General features: G+C 74.1%; 19 protein-coding genes and 1 pseudogene. 10 read left to right on the forward strand and 10 right to left on the reverse strand.

Going from position 1 to position 21,529, the window contains the following annotated elements:
• Positions 1-157: 157 nt before the first annotated feature.
• Positions 158-1,426, reverse strand: coding sequence for a DUF5919 domain-containing protein (locus M1O15_RS27350; RefSeq protein ID WP_248636870.1), 1,269 nt, complete (start codon positions 1,424-1,426; stop codon positions 158-160).
• A 548-nt stretch (positions 1,427-1,974) separates the two neighbouring features.
• Here M1O15_RS27350 and glgX point away from each other — a divergent pair.
• Positions 1,975-4,176, forward strand: coding sequence for a glycogen debranching protein GlgX (gene glgX / locus M1O15_RS27355; RefSeq protein WP_248636871.1), 2,202 nt, complete (start codon positions 1,975-1,977; stop codon positions 4,174-4,176).
• Between the two features lie 167 nt (positions 4,177-4,343).
• Complete coding sequence (gene treY, locus M1O15_RS27360) at positions 4,344-6,680, forward strand: malto-oligosyltrehalose synthase (RefSeq protein WP_248636872.1); 2,337 nt, start codon at positions 4,344-4,346, stop codon at positions 6,678-6,680.
• 15 nt (positions 6,681-6,695) lie between these two features.
• On the opposite strand, the gene M1O15_RS27365 is transcribed toward treY, so the two are convergent.
• Entirely contained in the window at positions 6,696-7,244 is a 549-nt protein-coding gene (locus M1O15_RS27365) for a DUF1707 and FHA domain-containing protein (RefSeq protein WP_248636873.1), read from the reverse strand.
• 191 nt (positions 7,245-7,435) lie between these two features.
• Between M1O15_RS27365 and treZ the strand changes: the two genes are divergently transcribed.
• Positions 7,436-9,187: a malto-oligosyltrehalose trehalohydrolase gene (gene treZ, locus M1O15_RS27370; protein ID WP_248636909.1), complete on the forward strand. Its 1,752-nt coding sequence runs from the start codon at positions 7,436-7,438 to the stop codon at positions 9,185-9,187.
• Positions 9,188-9,300: 113 nt separating this feature from the next.
• Here the strand turns inward: treZ and M1O15_RS27375 are convergent, their stop codons facing one another.
• Positions 9,301-9,948 (reverse strand): nucleoside/nucleotide kinase family protein, encoded by a 648-nt coding sequence (locus tag M1O15_RS27375; protein WP_248636874.1) that lies wholly within the window; start codon positions 9,946-9,948, stop codon positions 9,301-9,303.
• A 64-nt stretch (positions 9,949-10,012) separates the two neighbouring features.
• On the opposite strand from M1O15_RS27375, the gene M1O15_RS27380 reads away from it, so the two are divergent.
• On the forward strand, positions 10,013-10,411 hold the full coding sequence (locus tag M1O15_RS27380; protein ID WP_248636875.1) for a VOC family protein: 399 nt from the start codon (positions 10,013-10,015) through the stop codon (positions 10,409-10,411).
• 11 nt (positions 10,412-10,422) lie between these two features.
• Here the strand turns inward: M1O15_RS27380 and M1O15_RS27385 are convergent, their stop codons facing one another.
• Positions 10,423-11,121 (reverse strand): SDR family NAD(P)-dependent oxidoreductase, encoded by a 699-nt coding sequence (locus tag M1O15_RS27385; protein WP_248636876.1) that lies wholly within the window; start codon positions 11,119-11,121, stop codon positions 10,423-10,425.
• A gap of 196 nt (positions 11,122-11,317) precedes the next feature.
• Here M1O15_RS27385 and M1O15_RS27390 point away from each other — a divergent pair, with 196 nt between their 5' ends.
• Positions 11,318-12,127: a LysR family transcriptional regulator gene (locus M1O15_RS27390; RefSeq protein ID WP_248636877.1), complete on the forward strand. Its 810-nt coding sequence runs from the start codon at positions 11,318-11,320 to the stop codon at positions 12,125-12,127.
• Between the two features lie 31 nt (positions 12,128-12,158).
• Here M1O15_RS27390 and M1O15_RS27395 read toward each other — a convergent pair whose 3' ends face one another.
• The 6 genes and pseudogenes from M1O15_RS27395 to M1O15_RS27420 all read right to left on the reverse strand — a co-directional run bounded on the left by M1O15_RS27395 (position 12,159) and on the right by M1O15_RS27420 (position 16,642).
• A complete protein-coding gene (locus tag M1O15_RS27395; RefSeq protein WP_248636878.1) occupies positions 12,159-12,641 on the reverse strand; it encodes a PIN domain-containing protein in 483 nt (160 codons plus the stop codon).
• Complete coding sequence (locus tag M1O15_RS27400) at positions 12,638-12,964, reverse strand: hypothetical protein (protein WP_248636879.1); 327 nt, start codon at positions 12,962-12,964, stop codon at positions 12,638-12,640. Before M1O15_RS27400 ends, M1O15_RS27395 begins: the two co-directional genes overlap by 4 nt.
• A 134-nt stretch (positions 12,965-13,098) precedes the next feature.
• The gene (gene msrB / locus M1O15_RS27405) at positions 13,099-13,506 is read right to left on the reverse strand and encodes a peptide-methionine (R)-S-oxide reductase MsrB (protein WP_248636880.1); all 408 of its coding nucleotides are present in this window, start codon (positions 13,504-13,506) and stop codon (positions 13,099-13,101) included.
• 52 nt (positions 13,507-13,558) lie between these two features.
• Positions 13,559-14,959, reverse strand: coding sequence for a UDP-N-acetylmuramate--L-alanine ligase (murC, locus tag M1O15_RS27410; RefSeq protein ID WP_248636881.1), 1,401 nt, complete (start codon positions 14,957-14,959; stop codon positions 13,559-13,561).
• Between the two features lie 174 nt (positions 14,960-15,133).
• Positions 15,134-15,601 (reverse strand): annotated as a pseudogene (locus M1O15_RS27415) (indole-3-glycerol phosphate synthase); the annotation flags it as partial.
• Between the two features lie 225 nt (positions 15,602-15,826).
• Entirely contained in the window at positions 15,827-16,642 is an 816-nt protein-coding gene (locus tag M1O15_RS27420) for a pyrimidine reductase family protein (RefSeq protein WP_248636883.1), read from the reverse strand.
• A gap of 236 nt (positions 16,643-16,878) precedes the next feature.
• Here M1O15_RS27420 and zapE point away from each other — a divergent pair, with 236 nt between their 5' ends.
• The 5 genes from zapE to M1O15_RS27445 all read left to right on the forward strand — a co-directional run bounded on the left by zapE (position 16,879) and on the right by M1O15_RS27445 (position 21,510).
• Positions 16,879-17,946, forward strand: a complete 1,068-nt coding sequence (gene zapE / locus M1O15_RS27425; protein WP_248636884.1) for a cell division protein ZapE — start codon at positions 16,879-16,881, stop codon at positions 17,944-17,946.
• Between the two features lie 36 nt (positions 17,947-17,982).
• Complete coding sequence (locus M1O15_RS27430; RefSeq protein ID WP_248636885.1) at positions 17,983-18,408, forward strand: OsmC family protein; 426 nt, start codon at positions 17,983-17,985, stop codon at positions 18,406-18,408.
• A gap of 150 nt (positions 18,409-18,558) precedes the next feature.
• On the forward strand, positions 18,559-19,992 hold the full coding sequence (locus tag M1O15_RS27435) for an alkaline phosphatase PhoX (protein ID WP_248636886.1): 1,434 nt from the start codon (positions 18,559-18,561) through the stop codon (positions 19,990-19,992).
• A gap of 188 nt (positions 19,993-20,180) precedes the next feature.
• Positions 20,181-20,465, forward strand: coding sequence for a polyprenyl synthetase (locus tag M1O15_RS27440; RefSeq protein WP_248636910.1), 285 nt, complete (start codon positions 20,181-20,183; stop codon positions 20,463-20,465).
• Positions 20,455-21,510 carry a polyprenyl synthetase family protein gene (locus M1O15_RS27445; RefSeq protein WP_248636887.1) on the forward strand — a complete coding sequence of 352 codons (1,056 nt, stop codon included), beginning with the start codon at positions 20,455-20,457 and terminating at the stop codon, positions 21,508-21,510. Before M1O15_RS27440 ends, M1O15_RS27445 begins: the two co-directional genes overlap by 11 nt.
• Positions 21,511-21,529 lie beyond the last annotated feature (19 nt).

Here is a 21,529-nt window from a genome sequence, read left to right on the forward strand (position 1 = left end):
GGCGCACCGTGCGGTGCGCTCCCCAGGTGCTCTTCACCCTGCCACGCCCCACTGACAACGCCCCGGAGAGCGCTCCCGACGGGGCGTCAGGGGACGTCAGGGGCGTCTACCCTGGCGGGCCCGTCCGATTCGGGCCGAGGGGCGCCCGGCCACGGTGTCAGGAGACCGGGCGGGAGTCGGTCCACACCGACTCGAACTCCTCGCGGTAGGTGTCGAAGAGGCCGGGCTCGGGTTCGCTGTTGCCGCGCACCACGGTCCGCCGGCCGCCGCGCAGGACCAGGACCGGGGCCTCCATGCCGCGGGCGCGGCGCAGATAGGACTGGACGACGCCGACGCCGTCCGGGCCGTCCCCGTCCACCAGGTAGGCGGTGAAGCGCGGGGTCTCGTCGAAGACCTGGATCTGGAAGGCGCCCGGGTCGCGCAGCCGGGCGCGGACCCGCCGCATATGGAGGATGTTCATCTCCACCGAACGGCTCAGCTCCCCCTTCTTCAGGCCCAGTTCGCGCTCGCGGCGCTTGACGGCGCTGCTCGCCGGGTTGAGGAAGAGCAGCCGGGTGCGGCAGCCGGACTCGGCCAGGTGCACCAGCCGCCGCCCGGAGAAGTTCTGCACCAGCAGATTGAGGCCTATCCCGATGGCGTCCAGCCGCCGCGCCCCGCCGAACAGGTCCTCGGCGGGCATCAGCCGCTGGAGGCGCACCCGGTCGGCGTGGACGGAGACCACGTCCGCGTAGCGGTCGCCGACGAGGTCCTCCACGGCGTCCACCGGCAGCCGGTGCGCGGAGGGCGCCCCGGCGCCGCCGCCGAGGATCTCCAGCAGCCGGGCGGAGGCCCGTTCGGCCTGGTCGAGCACCGGCCGGGAGAGCGCCCGGTTGCGGGAGACCACGTTGCGGGTGACCTCCAGCTCGTCGAGGGCGAGCTCCACCTCGCGGCGGTCGTCGATGTACGGCTCGAAGCAGGGCCAGTGCTGCACCATCAGCTCGCGCAGCTGGGGCAGGGTGAGGAAGCTGAGGACGTTGTCGTCGGCCGGGTCCAGCAGGTACCCCTTGCGGCGGGAGACCTCGCGGACGGCGACGGCGCGCTGCACCCACTCCTGGCCGGCGGGCCCGGCCGCGGCCACCACCCAGTCGTCGCCGTGCACCGGCGCGTAGATCGGGCGGAGCACCGCGGCCACCACCGCCCGCAACCGCTGTTCGATCAGATTCAGCCAGATGTAGGCACGTCCGGCGCGCTGGGCCCGGGTGCGCACCTCGCTCCAGTCCTCGGTGCCCCAGTCCAGCTCGGCACCGATCTCCATCGGCCGGGCCAGCGGCACCGCGCCGGGCGGGACGTCCTCCGGGACGCCGACGGTCTCCGTGGGGTCCCCCTGCGGGGCCGGTTCACTCCGGCCCGACTCCCCCGGGGGCAGCTCCAGCCCTCCCGAGCTCACCCGCACACCGCCTTCTGCTCCCGCGCACCCGTCCGACAACGATCAAGGAAGGGTACTCCGGTCGGGGGAGGAGCCGCAGCCCGTTGCCCGGCACTCCTGGCCAACCGCCGTGCCTTCCGGGCCACTTCCCCGGCGGCGATCCGGCCCGAACGGGGGCATTCCGTATGGTGGGCACGGTGGGACCGGGGTGGTCGCGGCCCTCCGCCGGCTCCCCGGGCCCAGGGGCGGGGGCCGCCGTACGCCGATGACGCGTGGGGGCGACATCCGGTGCGCGAGGTTGACCCGGCGGCGGGACGGCACCGCACCCCGGGCGCCCGGCGCCACCCGAACGGCGGGATGTCTTTCGGCCACCCGACCAGGGCTTCTCCCGGTCACCCGGTAGCACCGGCGGATGTCCTCGGTGGTTCGGCCGGTTTCGGGGAACATTCTGGCTCAAGGTTCGAAGACTCCAAGGCTCCACAGGCTCAACCAAGCCCCACAGGCTCCAAGAAGCTCCATGAAGCTCCAGTGACACCCATCAGCCGGATCAGAAGTGGAAGAGTCGATCTATGCAGGTCTGGCCGGGACAGGCGTATCCGCTCGGTGCCACCTACGACGGCGCCGGAACCAACTTCGCGGTCTTCTCCGAGGCCGCCGACCGAATCGAGCTGTGTCTGCTCCATGACGACGGCTCCGAGACCGCGGTGGAACTGCGCGAGACGGACGCCTTCGTCCGCCATGCGTACCTCCCCGGTGTGATGCCGGGCCAGCGCTACGGGTTCCGGGTCCACGGACCGTACGCGCCGGAGCGCGGACAGCGCTGCAACTCCGCGAAGCTGCTGCTCGACCCCTACGCGCGGGCCATCGCCGGTGCCATCGACTGGGGCGAGGCGGTGTACGGCTACCACTTCGGCAAGCCGGACTCCCGCAACGACCTGGACTCGGCGCCGCACACCATGGCCTCGGTGGTGGTCAACCCCTACTTCGACTGGGGCGACGACCGCCGGCCGCGCCACGACTACCACCGGACGGTGATCTACGAAGCGCATGTGAAGGGCCTGACCATGCTCCACCCGGCGCTGCCGGACGAGCTGCGCGGCACCTACGCGGGGCTCGCCCACCCCGCTGTGATCGAGCACCTGACGGAGCTGGGGGTGACCGCGCTGGAGCTGATGCCGGTGCACCAGTTCGTCAACGACCACCGGCTCGCCGACGCCGGGCTGGCCAACTACTGGGGCTACAACACCATCGGCTTCTTCGCCCCGCACAACGCGTACGCCTCCTGGGGCGACCGGGGCCAGCAGGTGCTGGAGTTCAAGTCGGCGGTGCGCGCCCTGCACCAGGCCGGCATCGAGGTCATCCTCGACGTGGTCTACAACCACACCGCCGAGGGCAACCACCTGGGCCCGACGCTCTCCTTCCGGGGGCTGGACAACCCCTCGTACTACCGGCTCACCGACAACCCCCGGTACTACATGGACACCACCGGCACCGGCAACTCGCTGCTGATGCGGTCCCCGCACGTGCTCCAGCTGATCATGGACTCGCTGCGGTACTGGGTCACCGAGATGCATGTGGACGGCTTCCGCTTCGACCTGGCGGCCACCCTGGCCCGCCAGTTCCACGAGGTGGACCGGCTGTCCTCGTTCTTCGACCTGGTCCAGCAGGACCCGGTGGTCAGCCAGGTGAAGCTGATCGCCGAGCCCTGGGACGTGGGCGAGGGCGGCTACCAGGTGGGCAACTTCCCGCCGCTGTGGACCGAGTGGAACGGCAAGTACCGCGACACGGTCCGCGACCTGTGGCGGGGCGAGCCGCGCACCCTGGCGGAGTTCGCCTCCCGGCTCACCGGGTCCTCCGACCTCTACCAGGACGACGGCCGCCGCCCGCTCGCCTCGGTCAACTTCGTCACCTGCCACGACGGCTTCACCCTGCGCGACCTGGTCTCGTACAACGAGAAGCACAACGACGAGAACGGCGAGGGCAACCGGGACGGCGAGAGCCACAACCGGTCGTGGAACTGCGGGGCCGAGGGCGGCAGCGAGGACGAGGAGATCAGGCGGCTGCGGGCGCGCCAGATGCGCAACTTCATCGCCACCCTGATGCTGTCCCAGGGCGTGCCGATGATCAGCCACGGCGACGAGTTCGGGCGCACCCAGCGCGGCAACAACAACGCCTACTGCCAGGACAACGAGATCGCCTGGGTCCGCTGGCCTGACCCGGACGGCTCGGAGGAGTCCGAGGAGAGCGACGCGTCAGGGGCGGCGGAGTCGGCGGACGGGGCGGCCGAGGACCGGGCCTGGTCGGACGACGAAGCGCGATCGCTGATGGAGTTCACCCGTTCGATGGTGTGGCTGCGCCGGGACCACGCGGTCTTCCGCCGCCGCCGGTTCTTCCACGGGCGGCCGGTGGAGGGCACCCACGACGAGCTGTCGGACATCAACTGGTTCACCCCCGAGGGTGAGGAGATGACCTCCCAGGACTGGCAGGCCGCGCACGCCAAGGCGATGTCGGTCTTCCTCAACGGCAGCGCCATCTCGGAGCCGGGCCCGCGCGGTGAGCGGATCGCCGACGACTCCTTCCTGCTGATGGTGAACGCCGCCGCGGAGGACATCGAGTTCGTGGTGCCCGTCAACCACGGGCGCCAGTGGCAGGTGGTGGTGGACACCTCGGAGGAGGACGGGGTGGAGCCGGGGCAGGGCGTCAAGCTCGCCGCCGGCGACCGGCTGACGCTGATCGGCCGCAGTCTGGCGGTGCTGCGCCGCCCGGCGTGAGAGCACCGGAGGGACCATCCCGCGGCCCGGCGGCCACCACACCGCCGGGCCGCGGCCTGTGCACCCAGGGAGCCGATCCGGCCAGAGCACCTACGCCGACCGGGTGATGCGGCGTGAATACGACCGTACGAGGGGCGGGACCCCCCGATCGGGGTACCCGCCACCGCATGACGCCCATAGCCACCTACCGGCTCCAGATACAGCCGGAGTACCCGTTCTCCGCCGCCGCGGACGCGGTGCCCGCGCTCGCCTCGCTCGGGGTCTCGCATCTGCATCTGTCGCCGGTGCTGGAGGCGGTGCCCGGCTCCACCCACGGCTACGACGTCACCGACCACAGCCGGATACGGGAGGAGCTGGGCGGCGAGGAGGGACTGCGGGCGCTGGCCGCCACCGCCCGGGCGCACGGCCTCGGCCTGGTGCTGGACCTGGTCCCCAACCACATGGCCGCCTCCCCGGTCCACAACCACGCGCTGCGCTCGGTGCTGCGGGACGGGCCGGACTCCCCGTACGCCCGCTGGTTCGACATCGACTGGGCGGCGGGCGGCGGGCGGCTGCTGCTGCCGGTGCTGGGCGCCCCGGTGGGCGAGGAGCTGGCCGGGATGCGGGTGGCGGACGGGGTGCTGCACGCGGGCGGGCAGCACTTCCCGCTCCGCCCCGGCACCGAGGAGCTGCCGCTGCCCGAGCTGCTGGACGCCCAGCACTACCGGCTCGCCTGGTGGCGGCTGGCCCGCACCGAGCTGAACTACCGGCGCTTCTTCACCATCTCCGACCTGATCGGGGTGCGGGTGGAGGACCCCGAGGTGTTCGCCGCCACCCACGCCAAGATCCTGGAGCTGGTACGGGACGGGGTGGTGCAGGGCCTGCGGATCGACCACCCGGACGGGCTCGCCGAGCCGGAGGCGTATCTGCGCGAGCTGAAGCGGGCGGCGGGCGAGGACTGCTGGATCGTGGTGGAGAAGATCCTCACCGGCCAGGAGCCGCTGCCGTCCTCCTGGCCGGTGGCGGGGACCACCGGGTACGACGCGCTGCGCCGGATCGACGGGGTCTTCACCGACCCGGCCGGCGCCGAGGAGCTGACCGGGTACTACCGCCGCTTCGCCGCCCCGGCCGCCGACGAGGGCGGCGACTGGGAGGCCACCGCCCGCCGGGCCGCGTACGAGGTGGTGGAGCGGGAGCTGGCGGCCGAGGTGGCGTTCCTGACCCGCACCGCGGCCCTGGTCTGCGCGGGCGACCCGGCCAGGCGCGACCACGCCCCCTGGGCGCTGGAGCGGGCGATCCGCGAACTGCTGGTCCGGGTCCCGGTCTACCGCCCCTACGGCCCCGGCGCCGAGGACGTCCTCACCGAGCGGGCCGCCGAGGAGGCCAAGACCGCCTTCACGGTGCCCGAGGAGGCCGCGGCGGTGGAGACCGTACGGGAGCTGGCGCTCGGCCGGCTCGGCGAGGGGCCCGCCCAGGCGGCCTTCCTCACTCGCTTCGCCCAGACCTCCTCCGCCCTGCGCGCCAAGTCGGTGGAGGACAAGGCGTTCTACCGCTACACCCCGCTGATCTCGGCCAACGAGGTGGGCGGCGAGCCGGGCGAACCGGCCGTCTCCCCCGAGGCGTTCCACGCCTACTGCGCCCGGCTGGACCGCGACTGGCCGGCCACCGGTACCGTGCTGTCCACCCATGACACCAAGCGGAGCGCCGACGTCCGGGCCCGGATCGCGGTGCTCTCGGAGTGCCCGCAGCGGTGGGCGAAGCTGCTGGACGACGTGGGCCAGGCCCCCTCCCCCGACCCGCAGACGGCCTGGTCGGCCTGGCAGACCGCGCTCGGGCTCGGCTCCCCGTACACCGACCGGCTGGCCCCGGCGGTGCTGAAGGCGGTACGGGAGGCCGCGCTGCGCACCACCTGGACCGAGGCCGACCCGGCCTACGAGCAGGCGGTGCTGGACTTCGTGGAGGTCGGCCCCGGCGGGCCGCCGCTCTACACGGTCTCCCTGCTGGCCCGCGAACTCGACCCATACGTCCGGGCCAACACCCTGGGCGCGACGCTGCTCCAGCTGACTATGCCAGGCGTTCCGGACCTGTACCAGGGCACCGAGCGGGAGTACCTGGCGCTGGTGGACCCGGACAACCGGCGGCCGTACGCGCCCGGGCCGGACGACGAGAAGACGGCGCTGACCCGGGCGGCGCTGCGGCTGCGGCGGGAGCTGCCGGAGGTGTTCGGCCGCCCCGGCACGTACACCCCGCTGGCGGCGAGCGGCCCCGCGGCCGGCCACTGCCTGGCGTACGCCCGTGGCACCGGCGGGCGGGCCGAGACGGTCACGGCGGTGACCCGGCTGTCGCTGCGGCTGGCCGAGGGCGGCGGCTGGGCGGGCACCACGCTGGTGCTGCCGGAGGGCCGCTGGTACGACGCGGTGGACGGGGGAAGGGAGTTCACCGGGGGCGCGGCCGCCCCGGTGGACCTGGCGGAGCTGTTCGCCACCCGCCCGGTGGCCCTGCTGCGCCGCCACCCGGACGCGTGAGGGGCCGGCGGCGGGTCAGCGGCCGGCGGCCAGGGTGAACGGCATCTCGCCGAAGGAGACCATGTCACCGGCCCGGACCACGGTCGGGCCGGTGACCCGCTGGCCGTTGACGGTGGTGCCGTTGGTGGAGCCGAGGTCGCGCAGCACCCACAGTCCGTCCTGGAGGGTCAGTTCGGCGTGGTGCCGGGAGACCGAACCATGGCTGAGCCGCAGCCCGTTGGACGGGTCCCGGCCTATCCGCAGCGGGTACGGACCCGGCGGCAGCCGCAGCGCGGGCAGCCTCTGCGCCCGCCAGGCCCGGCGCAGCCGGACGGTGAACGACGACACCCGCTCCACACCGCCGAACAGCAGCCTGCTGAACCGGCCTTCGGAGCGCAGGTCGGCGGTGAGGGCGGCCAGCTCCTCGGGGTGGCGGGCGGCGAGCGCGAGCTCCATCCGGCGCAGGAAGGTGTCATGGGACAGCCTGCCCTGCGCGGCGCCCTCCCGGAGCACCCCCAGCGCACGGTCCCGCTCGGCGTCGGACAGCCGGGCGGGGAAGGTGTGGGACTCGGAAGGGGAGGTCACCACCCGATTGTCGGCGCGGCGGCGCTCGGGTGTCCAGCCGCGTACGGAGCTGTGACGTGCGCGGGACGGCCCGCGCGGGCCCAAAGGTGCCGCGTCCGCATCCCGTTCGGCCAAGTGCCGTGCTTCCCGTACCCGATCTTGCCAGGATGACAGGACCACAGGACACGACCACCGACGACGAGGGGATCGCCATGCTGTTCCAGGTGTGGGCGCCGCAGGCGGAGGAACGGGTCGAGCTGCACCTGGAGGGCGCGCCGCGCCCCATGGAGCGGGACCCGGAGCGGGACGGCTGGTGGACGGCCGAGGCGGAGGCGGGCCACGGAGACCGCTACGGGTACGCGCTGGACGGCGGCCCGGTGCTGCCGGACCCGCGCTCGGCGCGGCAGCCGGACGGGCCGGACGGGCTGAGCGCGGTGGTCGAGCACTCCGCGTACGACTGGCGCCATCCGGCCGGCGGCCCGGCGGGCGGGCTGCGCGGCGCGGTCGTCTACGAGCTGCATGTGGGCACGTACACCGCCGAGGGCACCCTGGACGCGGCGGCGGGCCGGCTGGACCACCTGGCTGCGCTGGGCGTCACCCATGTGGAGCTGATGCCGCTCTGCCCGTTCCCCGGCCGGCACGGCTGGGGGTACGAGGGGGTGTCGCTCTGGGCGGTCCATGAGCCGTACGGCGGTCCCGAGGCGCTGAAGCGCTTTGTCGACACGGCCCATGGCCTCGGCCTCGGGGTGGTCCTGGACGTGGTCCACAACCACCTCGGCCCCTCCGGCAACTACCTCCCCGTCTTTGGCCCGTACTTCACCGAGACCCACCACACCCCCTGGGGCTCGGCGGTCAACCTGGACGCGCCCGGCTCGGACGAGGTGCGGGCCTATCTGCTGGGCAGCGCGCTGGCGTGGCTGCGGGAGTACCGGATCGACGGGCTGCGGCTGGACGCGGTGCACGCGCTGGCCGACGACCGGGCGCTGACCTTTTTGGAGGAGCTGGCCGCGGCGGTGGACGCGCTCGGCGCCGAGCAGGGCCGGGAGCCGTTCCTGATCGCCGAGTCCGACCTGTGCGACCCGCGCACCACCGCGCCGCGCGCCGAGGGCGGACTGGGGCTGCACGCCCAGTGGAACGACGACTTCCACCACGCCCTGCACACCGCGCTCACCGGTGAGTCGCAGGGCTACTACGGGGACTTCGCCCGGGCCCCGCTGGCCGGGCTGGCCAAGACGCTCGGCCATGTCTTCTTCCACGACGGGACGTACTCCACCTTCCGGGGCCGGGTCCACGGCCGCCCGGTGGACCGGGTCCGCACCTCGGCGCACCGCTTCCTCGGCTACGCCCAGACCCATGACCAGGTCGGCAACCGGGCCACCGGCGACCGGCTCTCGGCCACCTGCTCCCCCGGGCTGCTGGCCTGCGCCGCCGCGCTGGTGCTGACCTCCCCCTTCACCCCCATGCTCTTCATGGGCGAGGAGTGGGGGGCGTCCACCCCCTGGCAGTTCTTCACCGACCACACCGACCCGGAGCTGGCCGAGGCGGTGCGCACCGGGCGGCGGCGGGAGTTCGCCGAGCACGGCTGGGCGGCCGAGGACGTGCCCGACCCCCAGGACCCGGCCACCCGGGACCGCTCCTGCCTGGACTGGGCCGAGCGGGAGCGCGACCCGCACGCCCGGCTGCTGGCCTGGTACCGGGAGCTGATCGCCCTGCGCGCCGACCAGCCCGACCTGACCGACCCGGACCTGGCGTCGGTGCGGACCGCCTACGACGAGGACGCCCGCTGGCTGGCCCTGCGCCGGGGCGACATCCGGGTCGCGGTCAACCTGGCGAAGGAGCCGGTACGCATCCCGCTGGGCGAGGGCGGCCGGGTGCTGGCCGCCTGGGAGCCGGTGGAGCCCCCGGACGCCGACGGCCTGCTGACCCTGCCGGCGCAGTCCTGCGTGGTGCTCACGGACGAGTGAGGCGTCGACGGACGGGTACGGGGTCGGTCCGCCGGCGGGCTGGTGCAGGGCCGGTATCAGGAGGCCCGTCCGTCGGCGGACCTGCTCGGCTGACCTGCCCGGCGCCCGACCGGTCAACGGACCGGTACGACGAGGTCGGCGCGGTCGCGGCCGGTGGCGACTAGGCGGGCGTTGGCCTCGTCGGACTCGCGGACCCAGCGCTCGGCGTACCCCGGCTCCTTGCCGTAACGGATGTGCCGGGCCACCAGCCGCTCCACCCGGGTCCGCTCGTCCGCCGCCTCCAGGTACCAGACCTCGTCCAGCAGCGGTCGCACCCCGGCCCAGGGCCCCCGGTCCTCCAGCAGGTAGTTGCCCTCGGTGATCACCAGCGGTACGCCGGGAGGCACCGCGATCGATCCGGCGACCGGCTCCTCCAGGGCGCGGTCGAAGGCCGGAGCGTAGACGGTGGCACCGGATTCAGGGGTACGCAGCCGGGCGAGCAGCGCGGCATACCCGGCGGCGTCGAAGGTGTCCGGCGCCCCCTTCCGCCCGGCCCTGCCCAGCCGCTCCAGCTCGGCCTGGGCCAGATGGAAGCCGTCCATCGGGACCAGCACGGCGAGCCCGCCCAGCCGCTCCACCAACTGTGCCGCCAGGGTCGACTTGCCGACACCGGGCGGCCCGGTGAGGCCCAGCAGCCCGCGCCGCCCGGGTGCGGCGAGCCCGCGGGCCCGTGCGGTGAGCGCCGCCATCCGGTTCTCGTCGATCAGCTCGAAGGCGTCCATGGGCGGCAGTGTGGCAGTCGAGCCCGAGCGGCGGGGCCCCAGGTCATACGTCTAACCTTCCCCCATGTCCTTCATCGCCCTGGTCACCCTCGTCGTCCGCGACTACGACGAGGCCATCGACTTCTACACCCGTGCCCTCGGCTTCGAGCTGGTCGAGGACACCGACCGGGGCGGCGGCACCCGCTGGGTGGTGGTCCGGCCCGGGGGCGCGGAGGCGGCGGGTACGGGGCTGCTGCTGGCGCGGGCCAAGAACGCCGAGGAGGCGGCGAGCGTGGGCGCCCAGACCGGCGGCCGGGTCGGCTTCTTCCTGCACACCGGGGACTTCGCCGCCGACCACGCCCGGATGACCGCTGCGGGGGTGCGCTTCCTGGAGGAGCCGCGCCATGAGCCGTACGGCACGGTGGCGGTCTTCCAGGACCTGTACGGCAACCGCTGGGACCTGCTCCAGCCGGCCGGGGACTGAGCCGACCGCCCCTACCAGGGCACGACCTGCCCCTGGTGGTCCACGAAGTGGAGGCCGGGCTTGCCCCGGTGGTCCTCGATGGTCTCGGCCACCCCGGGGATGCTCTCCTCCACGCTGAGCTCGGCGTAGGGGCCGCCCAGCTCGGTGCGCACCCAGCCGGGGTCGACCAGCAGCAGGGTGCGGGGGTCATCGGCGTGGCGGGCGGCGTGGCTGCGCATCAGCTGGTTCAGCGCGGACTTGCTCGCCCGGTACAGGTCCTGGCCACCGCGAGTGTTGAGGGTGAGGCTGCCCTGGCTGGAGGACATCACGCCGATCGTGCCGTTCGGCGCGACCAGCGGGTGCAGCCACTCCACCACCCGCATCGGGCTGAGCGCGTTGGTGACCATGACCTCGGTGAACATCTCGGTGGGGACCTCGCCGATGGGCAGGTCGCCCCGGGTGACGGCGGCGCTGACGAAGAGCAGGTCCAGGGTGCGTCCGGCCAGCCGGTCCCGGAGGGCGGTGATCTGCTCGGGGTCGGTCATCTCCAGCGACTCGACGGTCAGCCGTCCCCCGGAGGTGTCGGCGAGGTCGTGCAGCCCGGTGCGGGCGCTGCCGCGGACGGTGCCGATGACGTCGAAGTCCCGGCGCAGGTACTCGGCGGCGAGCGCGAGCCCCAGGGTCCGGGAGGCCCCGACGATCAGGGCGGTCCTGCGGGGGGCGGCGGTCATGGGGGCTCCTCTCTCGGGCCGGGGCGGACTCACGGGACGTCAACGCGAGGAGATGGGCGTCGCGGACGTCGACCGCGCCCGGACCCGGCCGGCGGTGCGGCCCACCGGAAGCGGCGGGCGGCGATCATGGTTCGAGTCTCCGGGTCGGCCGACCGGGCGTCCAATACCCTTTCGACCGCGTTGATACCGTGCGGGCATGGATCTGGACCTGCGCAAGCTCCGGTACTTCAGCGCGGTGGCCGAGCACCGCCACTTCGGCCGGGCGGCGCAGGCGCTGTTCATCGCGCAGCCGGTGCTCAGCCGCCAGATCCGGGCGTTCGAGCAGGAGTTGGGCTGTGCGCTGTTCGTCCGGAGCACCCGCAGCGTCGAGTTGACCCCGGCGGGGCGGCAACTGCACGAGGAGGCGCGGCGGATCGCCACGGTGGTGGACACGGCGCTGGGACGGGTACGGGAGGCCGCGCGAGGCGAGCAGCGGCTGGTGGTGGCCTTCTCCCCCGGGCTGCATGTGTCGGAGGCGATCCGCGCGTTCACCGCGCGCCACCCGGAGGTGGCGATCGACGTCCTGCCGATGCGCTGGTGGGAGCGGGACACCCCGCTACGGGACGGCCGCGCCCAGGTCGGCTATCTGCGGTGCCCCTTCGACGAGGCGGGGCTGCGCACCGTACCGATCGGCGAGGAGACCAAGCTCGCCTGCCTCCCGGCGACCCATCCGCTGGCCGGGCGGGAGTCCCTGGTCCTGGCCGACCTGGACGGTGAGCGGATGCTGGACGCCCGGACGCACCACATGTCCTCGCTGGAGGTGAAGTTCGAGCTGATCGCCTCCGGCCAGGGCGTCTCGCTCGTCCCGAAGAGCGTCGCCGCCTCCTACTCCCGCCCCGACCTGGTCTACCTCCCGGTCACCGACCTCCCGCCGGTCCCCAACCGCCTGGCCGCCCCGCAGGACGAGGCGACCGGGCTGGTGGCGGACTTCCTCGACCTGGCCACGGAAGTGCTGCGCCAGGCGTGAACCGCCCGGCACCACTCCGGCTCCGGGCGGTTCAGACGGGCACGACCCGGACGTCCGCCGCTTCGAGCGCGTCGAGGTAGGCGGTGATGTCGTCCGGGTCGCTGGTGAAGACGACCGCCTTCCCGTGCTTCGCAGCGGCCAGCGCCACCCAGGCGTCCACCGCGTCCGGCCGTTTCCTGGAGGGCAACGCGGCTTTCCCGAGCGCGGCGCCGACACGGCGCCAGTCCGCCAGATCCGGAGGTGTCGCGCAGGCCAGGCACTCCAGCGAGCGCTGGGCCGTGCGCATCGGCGGCGGCGAGTTCCGCGCCTGTGGAACGGTGCAGTCGCGGAGGATCGCGGACAGCGCGTACACCAGAGCCGCATGAGGGCGCCATGTCTGGGCCAGCACGGGGCCGAGCACCAGGGCCCGGTGTGGTGTGTCCCGAAGTCCCTCGTGCAGGCGGAGTGCCTTTGCCTTGCGGTCGGCGAGCGCAATCAGCATCCCGGTGTCGTATACCGCCACGCGCGCGGTCATGCCGCCTCTCCCGGACGGGACCCCGACTGGTCCTCGCCGTACACCAACGCAAGGGCCGCTTCGACCTCCAGCCGCTCCTGCTCGGTCAGTTCCCCAACATGCTCCAAGGCCCCCGGCGGCATCGCCTCGGCCTCGGCCTGGGCCTCGGCGATAAGGGCGTCCACTCCGGCGAACTGAGCCTCTACGGCCTCGGTCTCCGCCATCTGACGACCGGCGGCCAGCACAAGGTAGGCGGACACGTCCAAGCCGGCCCTCTCGGCGTGCCGCCTGATGCGGTCGGCCTGGTCCTTCTCCACGCTGATGCTGATCCTGGTCTTGGCCATGAGGACAGTGTATGACGCGTATTACGCAACAGGGGGCGCGGCCGTGAGTCGGTCGCGCCCCTCGTCGGGGCCGGCCCCTCCGGCCCGGCCCTTCACCCTCATACGTGTGAACCCCGGGCCCCCGGCCCGGCGGCTCAGCCCTCGGCCGGCTCCAGCCGCAGGGAGACGGAGTTGATGCAGTACCGCTGGTCGGTGGGGGTGGGGTAGCCCTCGCCCTCGAAGACATGGCCGAGGTGGGAGCCGCAGCGGGCGCAGCGGACCTCGGTGCGGACCATGCCGTGCGAGCTGTCCTGGATCAGCTCGACCGCGTCGGTGTCCTTCGGGTCGTAGAAGGACGGCCAGCCGCAGTGCGAGGCGAACTTGGTCCCGGAGGTGAACAGCTCCGCGCCGCAGGCCCGGCAGGAGTAGACGCCCTGGGTCTCGGTGTCGGTGTACTCACCGGTGAAGGGGCGCTCGGTGCCGGCCTGGCGCAGCACCTGGTACTCCTCCGGGGAGAGCTCCGCGCGCCACTGCTCGTCCGTCTTCTCCACGTCGTAGCCCATGTGCTCCCTGCTCCTCGTTCCGCTCGTGCCGGTGGGTGCCGTCGCGGGCCCGTCAGGCGCCTTCGGCGAGGCGGGCCAGGATCAGCGGGCCGAGGTCGGTGACGTCCCCGGCGCCCATGGTGAGAACGAAGTCACCGGGCTTGGCCATTCCCGCGACGATCCCGGGCACGGCGGCCTTGTCGGGGGCGTCGGTGACGTCCGCGCCGGCGGCCCGGGCGGCGTCGGTGATCAGGGCGCTGGTGACACCGGGCAGCGGGTCCTCGCGGGCCGGGTAGATGTCCAGCACCGCGGAGGCGTCGGCGAGGGCGAGGGCCTGGCCCATCTCGGTGCCCAGCTCCTGGGTGCGGGAGAACAGGTGCGGCTGGAAGACCACCAGCAGCCGGGCGTCGCCGACCGCACCGCGCATGGCCTCCAGGTCGGCGGTCATCTCGGTGGGGTGGTGCGCGTAGGAGTCGATGACCTGCACCCCGGCGGCCTCGCCCTTGAGCTGGAGGCGGCGGCCGACGCCGGTGTAGGCGGTGAGGGCCTTGGCCAGGGCGGCCGGGTCGATGCCCGCCCGGGCGCCCGCGGCGAGCGCGGCGGCGGCGTTGTGCGCGTAGTGCCGGCCGGGCACGGAGACGGTGAAGGTGTGCTCGGTGCCGTCGAGGACCACGGTGACCTCGCTGGTCATCCCGCGCGGCACGATGGCGGTGATCCGGGCGTCCGCGCCCTCGCCCTCGCCGACCCGGACGACGGTGAGGTCGCCGCGGGCGGCCTGCACCCGGCGGGCCAGCTCCCGGGCGCCCTCGTGCTCGCCGACGACCAGGGCGCCACCGGGGCGGATCTTGGCGGCGAAGGCCTCGAAGGACTCGTAGATCTCGTCCATGGAGGCGTAGTTGGCGTGGTGGTCGAGCTCCACGTTGAGCACGATGGCGACCGCCGGGTCGTACTTCTGGAAGCTGCGGTCGCTCTCGTCGGCCTCGGCGACGAAGACCTCCCCCTCGCCGTGCCGGGCGTTGGTGCCGGGTCCGGCGAGGTCGCCGCCGATGGCGTACGAGGGGTCGAGGCCCAGCTCGGTGAGGGCGACGGCCAGCATGGAGGTGGTGGTCGTCTTGCCGTGGGTGCCGGCCACGGCGATCGCCCGCAGCCCGGCCATCAGCGCGGCGAGCGCGTCGGAGCGGTGCACCACGGGGACGCCCAGCTCGGCGGCGCGGACCAGCTCGGGGTTGTCGGCGCGGATGGCGCTGGAGACCACGACGGCGGTGGTGTCCTCGGCGACGTTCCCGGCGCCGTGGCCGATGTGCACGGTGGCGCCGAGCGCCCGCAGCGACGCGGCGGTCTGGGACTCGCGCGCGTCGCTGCCGGCGACCCGGGCGCCCCGCTGGGCGAGGATCTTCGCGATGCCCGACATTCCGGCGCCGCCGATGCCGATGAAGTGCGGGCGTTCCATGGCGGCAGGGATGGCGGGTGCCATGCGTGTCTCTCCCCGGGGTGCGGTGGTGGTACGTGCGGGGGCCAGCCTATGCCGTACCCGCCCCCTCGTCGTCCCGCCCGCCCCGGGGCCGCCGCCCGTCGGCTAGGCCGGGCCGCCGCCCGCGGGCGTGCCGCCGGTTCCGCCGTCGGGGCCGTCCGCGTCCCGTACGTCCGCGTCCGAGTGGGCGAACAGCTTGAGGACCGGGACGCCCACCTTGTGCCGGGCCCGGGAGGCCCAGTCCCGGTGGAAGAACTCCTCCACGTAGTGCGGGGCGGTCAGCACGATCACCTCGTCCGCCCCGGACTCGTCCACCACCGCCTTGAGCTTGTCCAGCGGGTGGTCCTCGACCACCTGGCCGACGGCCTCGCAGCCGACCGCGCGCAGCGCGAGGAGGGAGTGCTCAAGACCGGCCTCGGCGGGCAGTCTGGCCGCTCTGCCCTCGGGCTCCTCGCCCTCCCTGACGGCTTCCTTCAGCTCCCCCATCGCCACGTCGTCGATGGCGCGCAGCAGCACGACCGCCTGGTCGCCGCGCGGCTGCATCAGGACGATGAAGGACATCCGCTCGTCCCCGTGCAGGCCGGTGACGAACTCCACGTCGACGGCGGACAGGGGCTTCTCGATCATCAGCACGCTTGTGAACACTTCCAAGCCCTTCTGTCGTGTGCCGAAACCATCCTTCCCCGTGCTCGCACGGGGTCTGCGAGAGTTAGTGTGCCCATCGGCGGTCCAGCGGAACGGTCAATTCCGGTTATGGCGATCGCCTGGTGACCACTTGGCGATCAGCCTGTGACAGTTCCCGGGCGTCCCCGGGGCGCCTTCCCCCGTCCCCGGTGATCCAGACCTGCGCCGGGAGCGCGGGCCCGCGCCTCAGTCCCGCCGCGCGCCGCCGTCTCCGCGGTCGCGGCGGTAGCGGCTGAACAGGAAGCCGTCCTCCTCCAGCAGTGAGGCGAGGGCGAACCGCTCCGGCACCGCGCCCCCCGGGCCGCCCGCGATCCGCTGGGCGCCGCCCGCGGTCATCAGCGGCGACACCGTCAGGCAGAGCTCGTCCAGCGCCCCGGCCGCCACCAGCAGCCCCAGCAGCCGGGGGCCGCCCTCGGTGAGCTGGCGGCGCAGCCCCCGGTCGGCCAGCTCGCGCACCAGCCGGTCCGGCTCGGCGCCGGCGCCCGGCCCCGCGACCACCACCTCGGCGCCGGCCTCCCGGGCGGCGGCCATCCGGTCGGCCGAGGCGCCCGCCCCGGTGAGCACCAGGGTGGGGACCAGCGGGGCGGTGAACAGCGGGGCCGAGAAGTCCAGGTCCAGGGAGGCGGAGACCACCGCGATGGCGGGCGCGGGCGCCTGCCCGGCGGCGGCCCGGCGTGCGGCGAACGCCTCCCGGGCGCGGGCCGGGCGGTAACCCTCCTGGCGTACCGTTTCCGCACCGACCACCACCACGTCCGCCAGGGCCCGCAGGGTGCCGAAGATCCGCATGTCGGCGGCCGAGGAGATGGGCTGCGAGCGGCCCTCGTGCTGGGCGGCGCCGTCCAGCGTCGACACCATGTTGGCGCGCAGCCAGGACCCGCCGGACGCCCCCGCGGAGAGGTCCTCCGGATAGGCGTAGGCGTCGGCCAGCTCGTCCAGGCTCCACTCACGCGGGGCCAGGTCGGCGGGGGTCGTCGAGTCGGTCACAGGGCTCAGGCGTCGCATGCCACGGAGTCTGGCACGACGAGGGACGACGCCGACGGGGGCCGCCGGGGGCTGGGAGCCGGCAGGCCCGCCCCGCCCGTACACGTGAGGCGGCCATCCCGGCCGTACCCCCGGCACGGCCACCCGGCCGGGAGGGGCCACCCCCGCCCGTACCCCCGGCACCACCCCCCCTCGCCCCCGCTCCGGCCCCCAGGGGGAGGTCCGGCCGGAGGGCTTCCCGGGCGGCCCGTAGAGTGGTGAGGGTGTCCAGTGCCATAACCGAAGCGGCCCCGCTGTCCCTGTGCGCCCGTGAGCCGCGTGTCCCCGCCGACCGGCTGGTGGCCGAGATGGTGCCGCCGCCGCGTTTCGACGGGGTCCGCTTCGACACCTACATCCCCGACCCGAACCAGCCCAGCCAGACCGAGGCCGTACGGGTCCTCAGCGGCTTCGCGGCCGGGCTCGGGGAGGAGGCGGGCGGCGGCAAGCGGCGCTGGTTCGGCCGGAAGCCGGCCGCGCCGGCGGGGCCGCGCGGGGTGTACCTGGACGGCGGGTACGGCGTCGGCAAGACGCATCTGCTCGCCTCGCTCTGGCACGCCACCCCCGCCGAACCGGACCGCAAGGCGTTCGGCACCTTCGTGGAGCTGACCAACCTGGTCGGCGCGCTCGGCTTCCAGCAGACGGTGGCCACCCTCAGCGGGCACCGGCTGCTGTGCATCGACGAGTTCGAGCTGGACGACCCGGGCGACACCGTGCTGGTCTCCTCGCTGCTGAGCCGGCTGGTGGAGGCGGGCGTGGCGCTGGCCGCCACCTCCAACACGCTGCCCGGCAAGCTCGGCGAGGGCCGGTTCGCCGCCGCCGACTTCCTGCGCGAGATCCAAGGCCTGTCGGCGCACTTCCGCCCGCTGCGCATCGACGGCGAGGACTACCGGCACCGCGGGCTGCCCGAGGCCCCCGCCCCGTACAGCGACGAGCAGGTCACCGCCGCCGCGCACGCCGCCCCGGGCGCCTCGCTGGACGCCTTCCCCGCCCTGCTGGACCATCTGGCGCGGGTGCACCCCAGCCGGTACGGGGCGCTGACCGACGAGCTCTCCGCGGTCTGCCTGACCGGGGTGGCCCCGGTGCCCGACCAGGCCACGGCGCTGCGGCTGGTGGTGCTGGCCGACCGGCTGTACGACCGGGAGGTGCCGGTGGTGGCCTCCGGGGTGCCGTTCGACCGGCTCTTCGGCGAGGAGATGCTGAACGGCGGGTACCGCAAGAAGTACTTCCGGGCGATCTCCCGGCTCACCGCGCTGGCGCGGGAAGCGAAGGGGCTGGTGGCGCAGTAGCTTTGGGGGCCGTACACCGATCGGAAAGGATCAGTCATGGCCACCACGCGCACCGCCCACACGGTCTGGGAGGGCGAGCTCCTCAAGGGCTCCGGCACCGTCACCTTCGACTCCTCGGGCATCGGTTCCCAGCCGGTCTCCTGGCCCTCCCGCGCCGAGCAGGCGAACGGCAGGACCAGCCCGGAGGAGCTGATCGCGGCCGCGCACTCCAGCTGCTTCTCGATGGCCCTCTCGCACGGCCTGACCGGCGCCGGGAACCCGCCCACCCGTCTGGAGACCAAGGCCGACGTCACCTTCCAGCCGGGTGAGGGCATCACCGGCATCCATCTGACCGTGCGCGGCGAGGTGCCCGGTCTGGACGCCGAGTCCTTCGCCACGGCCGCCGAGGACGCCAAGAAGAACTGCCCGGTCAGCCAGGCCCTGTCCGGCACCACGATCACCCTCACCGCCGAGCTGGCCTGAGTCCGGGCCCCGTGGCGGGCCGCACCGCCGTCCCGGGGATCCCGCGAGGCGCCGTGGCCCGCATGGTTCACGCACCAGCACGGTGCGTGGTACACACATGCGGGTCACGTCACCGCTCCTGTCAGCTCACCGCCAGCAGGGAGTCGCCTCATGTCCGCACCACGGGAGTCCACCGCAGGGCAGTCCACCGCAGGGCAGTCCACCGCACGGTCGTCCGTACCACCGCCGTCCGCGACACGACGTCAGGTCCTGGCCGCCGGCGGCGCCACGGCCGCCGGGATCACCTTCACCGGCGCCCTCACCGAACTCTTCGCCGGGACCGCCGCCGCCCGCGGCCACACCGGCTACGGGCCCCTGGTCCCCGACCCGGACAAGCTGCTGGACCTGCCGAAAGGTTTCCGCTACCGGGTGCTGTCCCGGGAGGGCGACCGGCTGCGCTCCGGCGAGGGCCGGGTGCCGAGCAACCACGACGGGATGGCCGCCTTCGCCGGCCGCCGCGGCCGGGTCCATCTGGTCCGCAACCACGAGAACCGCTACGACGGCCGCATCCCGGTGCCCACCGTGCGCGGCCTCACCTACGACCCGGAGGGCAAGGGCGGCTGCACCGCGATCGAGCTCGACGCCCGGGGCCGGGTGGTCGGCGAGCGGGTCGCGGTGGCCGGCACCGCGGTCAACTGCGCGGGCGGCCGCACCCCCTGGGGCACCTGGCTGACCTGCGAGGAGACCGAGGACCGGGCCGGCACCCACGGCTACACCAAGGACCACGGCTTCGTCTTCGAGGTGCATCCCGGCGACCCGCTGCGCACCGGCGCGGTGCCGCTGACCGCGATGGGCCGCTTCCAGCACGAGGCCGTCGCGGTCGATCCGCGCAGCGGGGTGGTGTACGAGACCGAGGACGCCTTCGACCGGCCCTTCGGGCTGTTCTACCGCTTCCTGCCGAACCGCCCCCTGGGCGGCACCGGTTCGCTGCGCGCCGGCGGCCGGCTGGAGGCGATGCGCGTCCCGGGCGTGCCGGACCTCTCCGCCGTACGCGAGACCGGGGCGGTCTTCGACCGGATCGAGTGGATCGAGGTGCCCGACCCGCTGGCCCGCGACACCCCCGTCCGCTTCCAGGACTTCGGCAGCGGCGGGATCACCCACGCCCAGAAGCTGGAGGGCTGCTACTGGGGCGACCGCTCGGTGTACTTCGTCTCCAGCTACGCCCGCGCCCGGGAGGGCTCCGCCGCCGACCACTTCGGGCAGGTGTGGCGGTACGAGCCGGACCGGCGCCGGCTCACCCTGGTGATCGTCTTCGGCCCGGACACCGACGTACGACTGCCCGGCGAGTCCCCGGACAACATCTGCCTGGCCCCCGGCGGCGGGCTGATGGTCTGCGAGGACGGGAGCGGCGCCCAGCATGTCTTCGGCGTCACCCGGCGCGGTGAGGTGTACGCGATGGCGCGCGGCGCCCACAACATCGGCACCCCCGAGGACCCCGAGTGGGGCGAGTTCGCCGGGGTGACCTTCTCCCCGGACGGCGACACCATGTACGTCAACTGCTACACCCCCGGCACCACCTTCGCCGTCACCGGCCCGTTCGCCTGAGCCCCCCGGAGAAATCCGCACACCCGTACTACGCATCATCCGTCAGCGGTATCCGCCGTTCGGGCGAACCGCAGGGCGGGGAGCCTGTCTCCGGCGGCGCGCGACCGGGCGCCGCCGGAGAGCTGCGGGTGTGGGGAGCGGGCGTGGTGGAAGCGACGGGAAGGCCCACCGGGGCGGACGACCGGGGAATGCCCCACCGGGCCGGATCGGACCAGCGGGCCGGACTGGACCAGCGGGCGCTGCTGCTGGTGGCCGGGGCGGCCGATCTGGCGGTGAGCACGCTGGGGGCCGCCCTGGGCACGGTGCGGGGGCTGCTGCGGCGGTCGGACGCGGCCGAGCTGGCGGCGGACGCCGAGCACGATCTGGTGGCCCGGGGCCGGCTGGTGCTGGACCGGTACGCGGCGGTGCCCCCGGCCCATCTGGAGGTGCTGGCCCAGCGGGCCCGGGCCCGGCGGGGCGTCGATGGCGGCTGAGCGGTGGGAGCCGGCCGCGTTCAAGGAGCGGGTCGACACGGTCCTGCGCGCCTTCGTGGCCGAGGAGGCCGACCGGCTCACCGCGATCGACCCGGCCCTCGCCCCGGTGGCCGGGCAGTTGGAGAGCGCCGTGGCCGAGGGCAAGCGGCTGCGGGCGGCGTTCTGCTACTGGGGCTGGCGCGCGGTGGGCCAGCCGGACAGCGAGGCGCTGGTACGGGCGGCCGCCGCGATGGAGCTGGTGCACGCCGCCGCGGTGGTGCACGACGACCTGATCGACGACAGCCCGCTGCGGCACGGGCGGCCCACCGCCCAGGTCGCGCTGCGGTCCGCGGTCCGGCGCCGCCCCCGGGCGGTGAGCGCGGCCCGTTCGCTGGCGATGCTCGTCGGGGACCTGCTGATGTCGCTGGCCGGGCAGCTGTTCACCACCAGCGGGCTGCCCTCGGCGTATCTGGGGCGGGCCCGGCCGCTGTGGGCGGCGCTGGCCCGGGAGCTGGTGGCGGGCGAGTGCCTGGAGATCCTGCACACCGGGGGCGTCCCGGACACCGCCGCCTCGCTGAAGGTGGTCCGCTACAAGACCGCCAAGTACACCGTGGAGCAGCCGCTGCTGATCGGCGGGGCGCTGGCCGGGGCGGGCGGGCGGCTGCGCGAGGGCTACACCGCGTACGGGCTGCCGCTCGGCGAGGCCTTCCAGCTGCGGGACGACCTGCTCGGGCTGTTCGGGGAGCCGGCCCGCACCGGCAAGGCCAACGCCGACGACCTGCGGGCCCGGCGGCCCACCGCGCTGCTGGCGGAGGCCTGGCGGGCCGCCGGGGACCGGGAGCGGGCCGAGCTGGACGCCCTGCTGGGGCGGCGCGACCTGGACGCGGAGGGGGTGCGGGCGGTGTGCGGGCTGCTGCGCCGGCTGAAGGCGCCCGACCGGGTCGAGGCGATGATCGCCGAGCGGGTCTCGGAGGCCCTGGACGCCCTGGACGGGCTGGCCCTGCCGCCGCCGGCCGCCGCCGCGCTCACCGCCCTGGCCCACTCCGCCGCCACCCGGCTGTCCTGACGACCGCCCCCGTATCCGT

Source organism: Streptomyces lichenis, from assembly GCF_023218175.1.
GTDB lineage: Bacteria > Actinomycetota > Actinomycetes > Streptomycetales > Streptomycetaceae > Streptomyces > Streptomyces lichenis.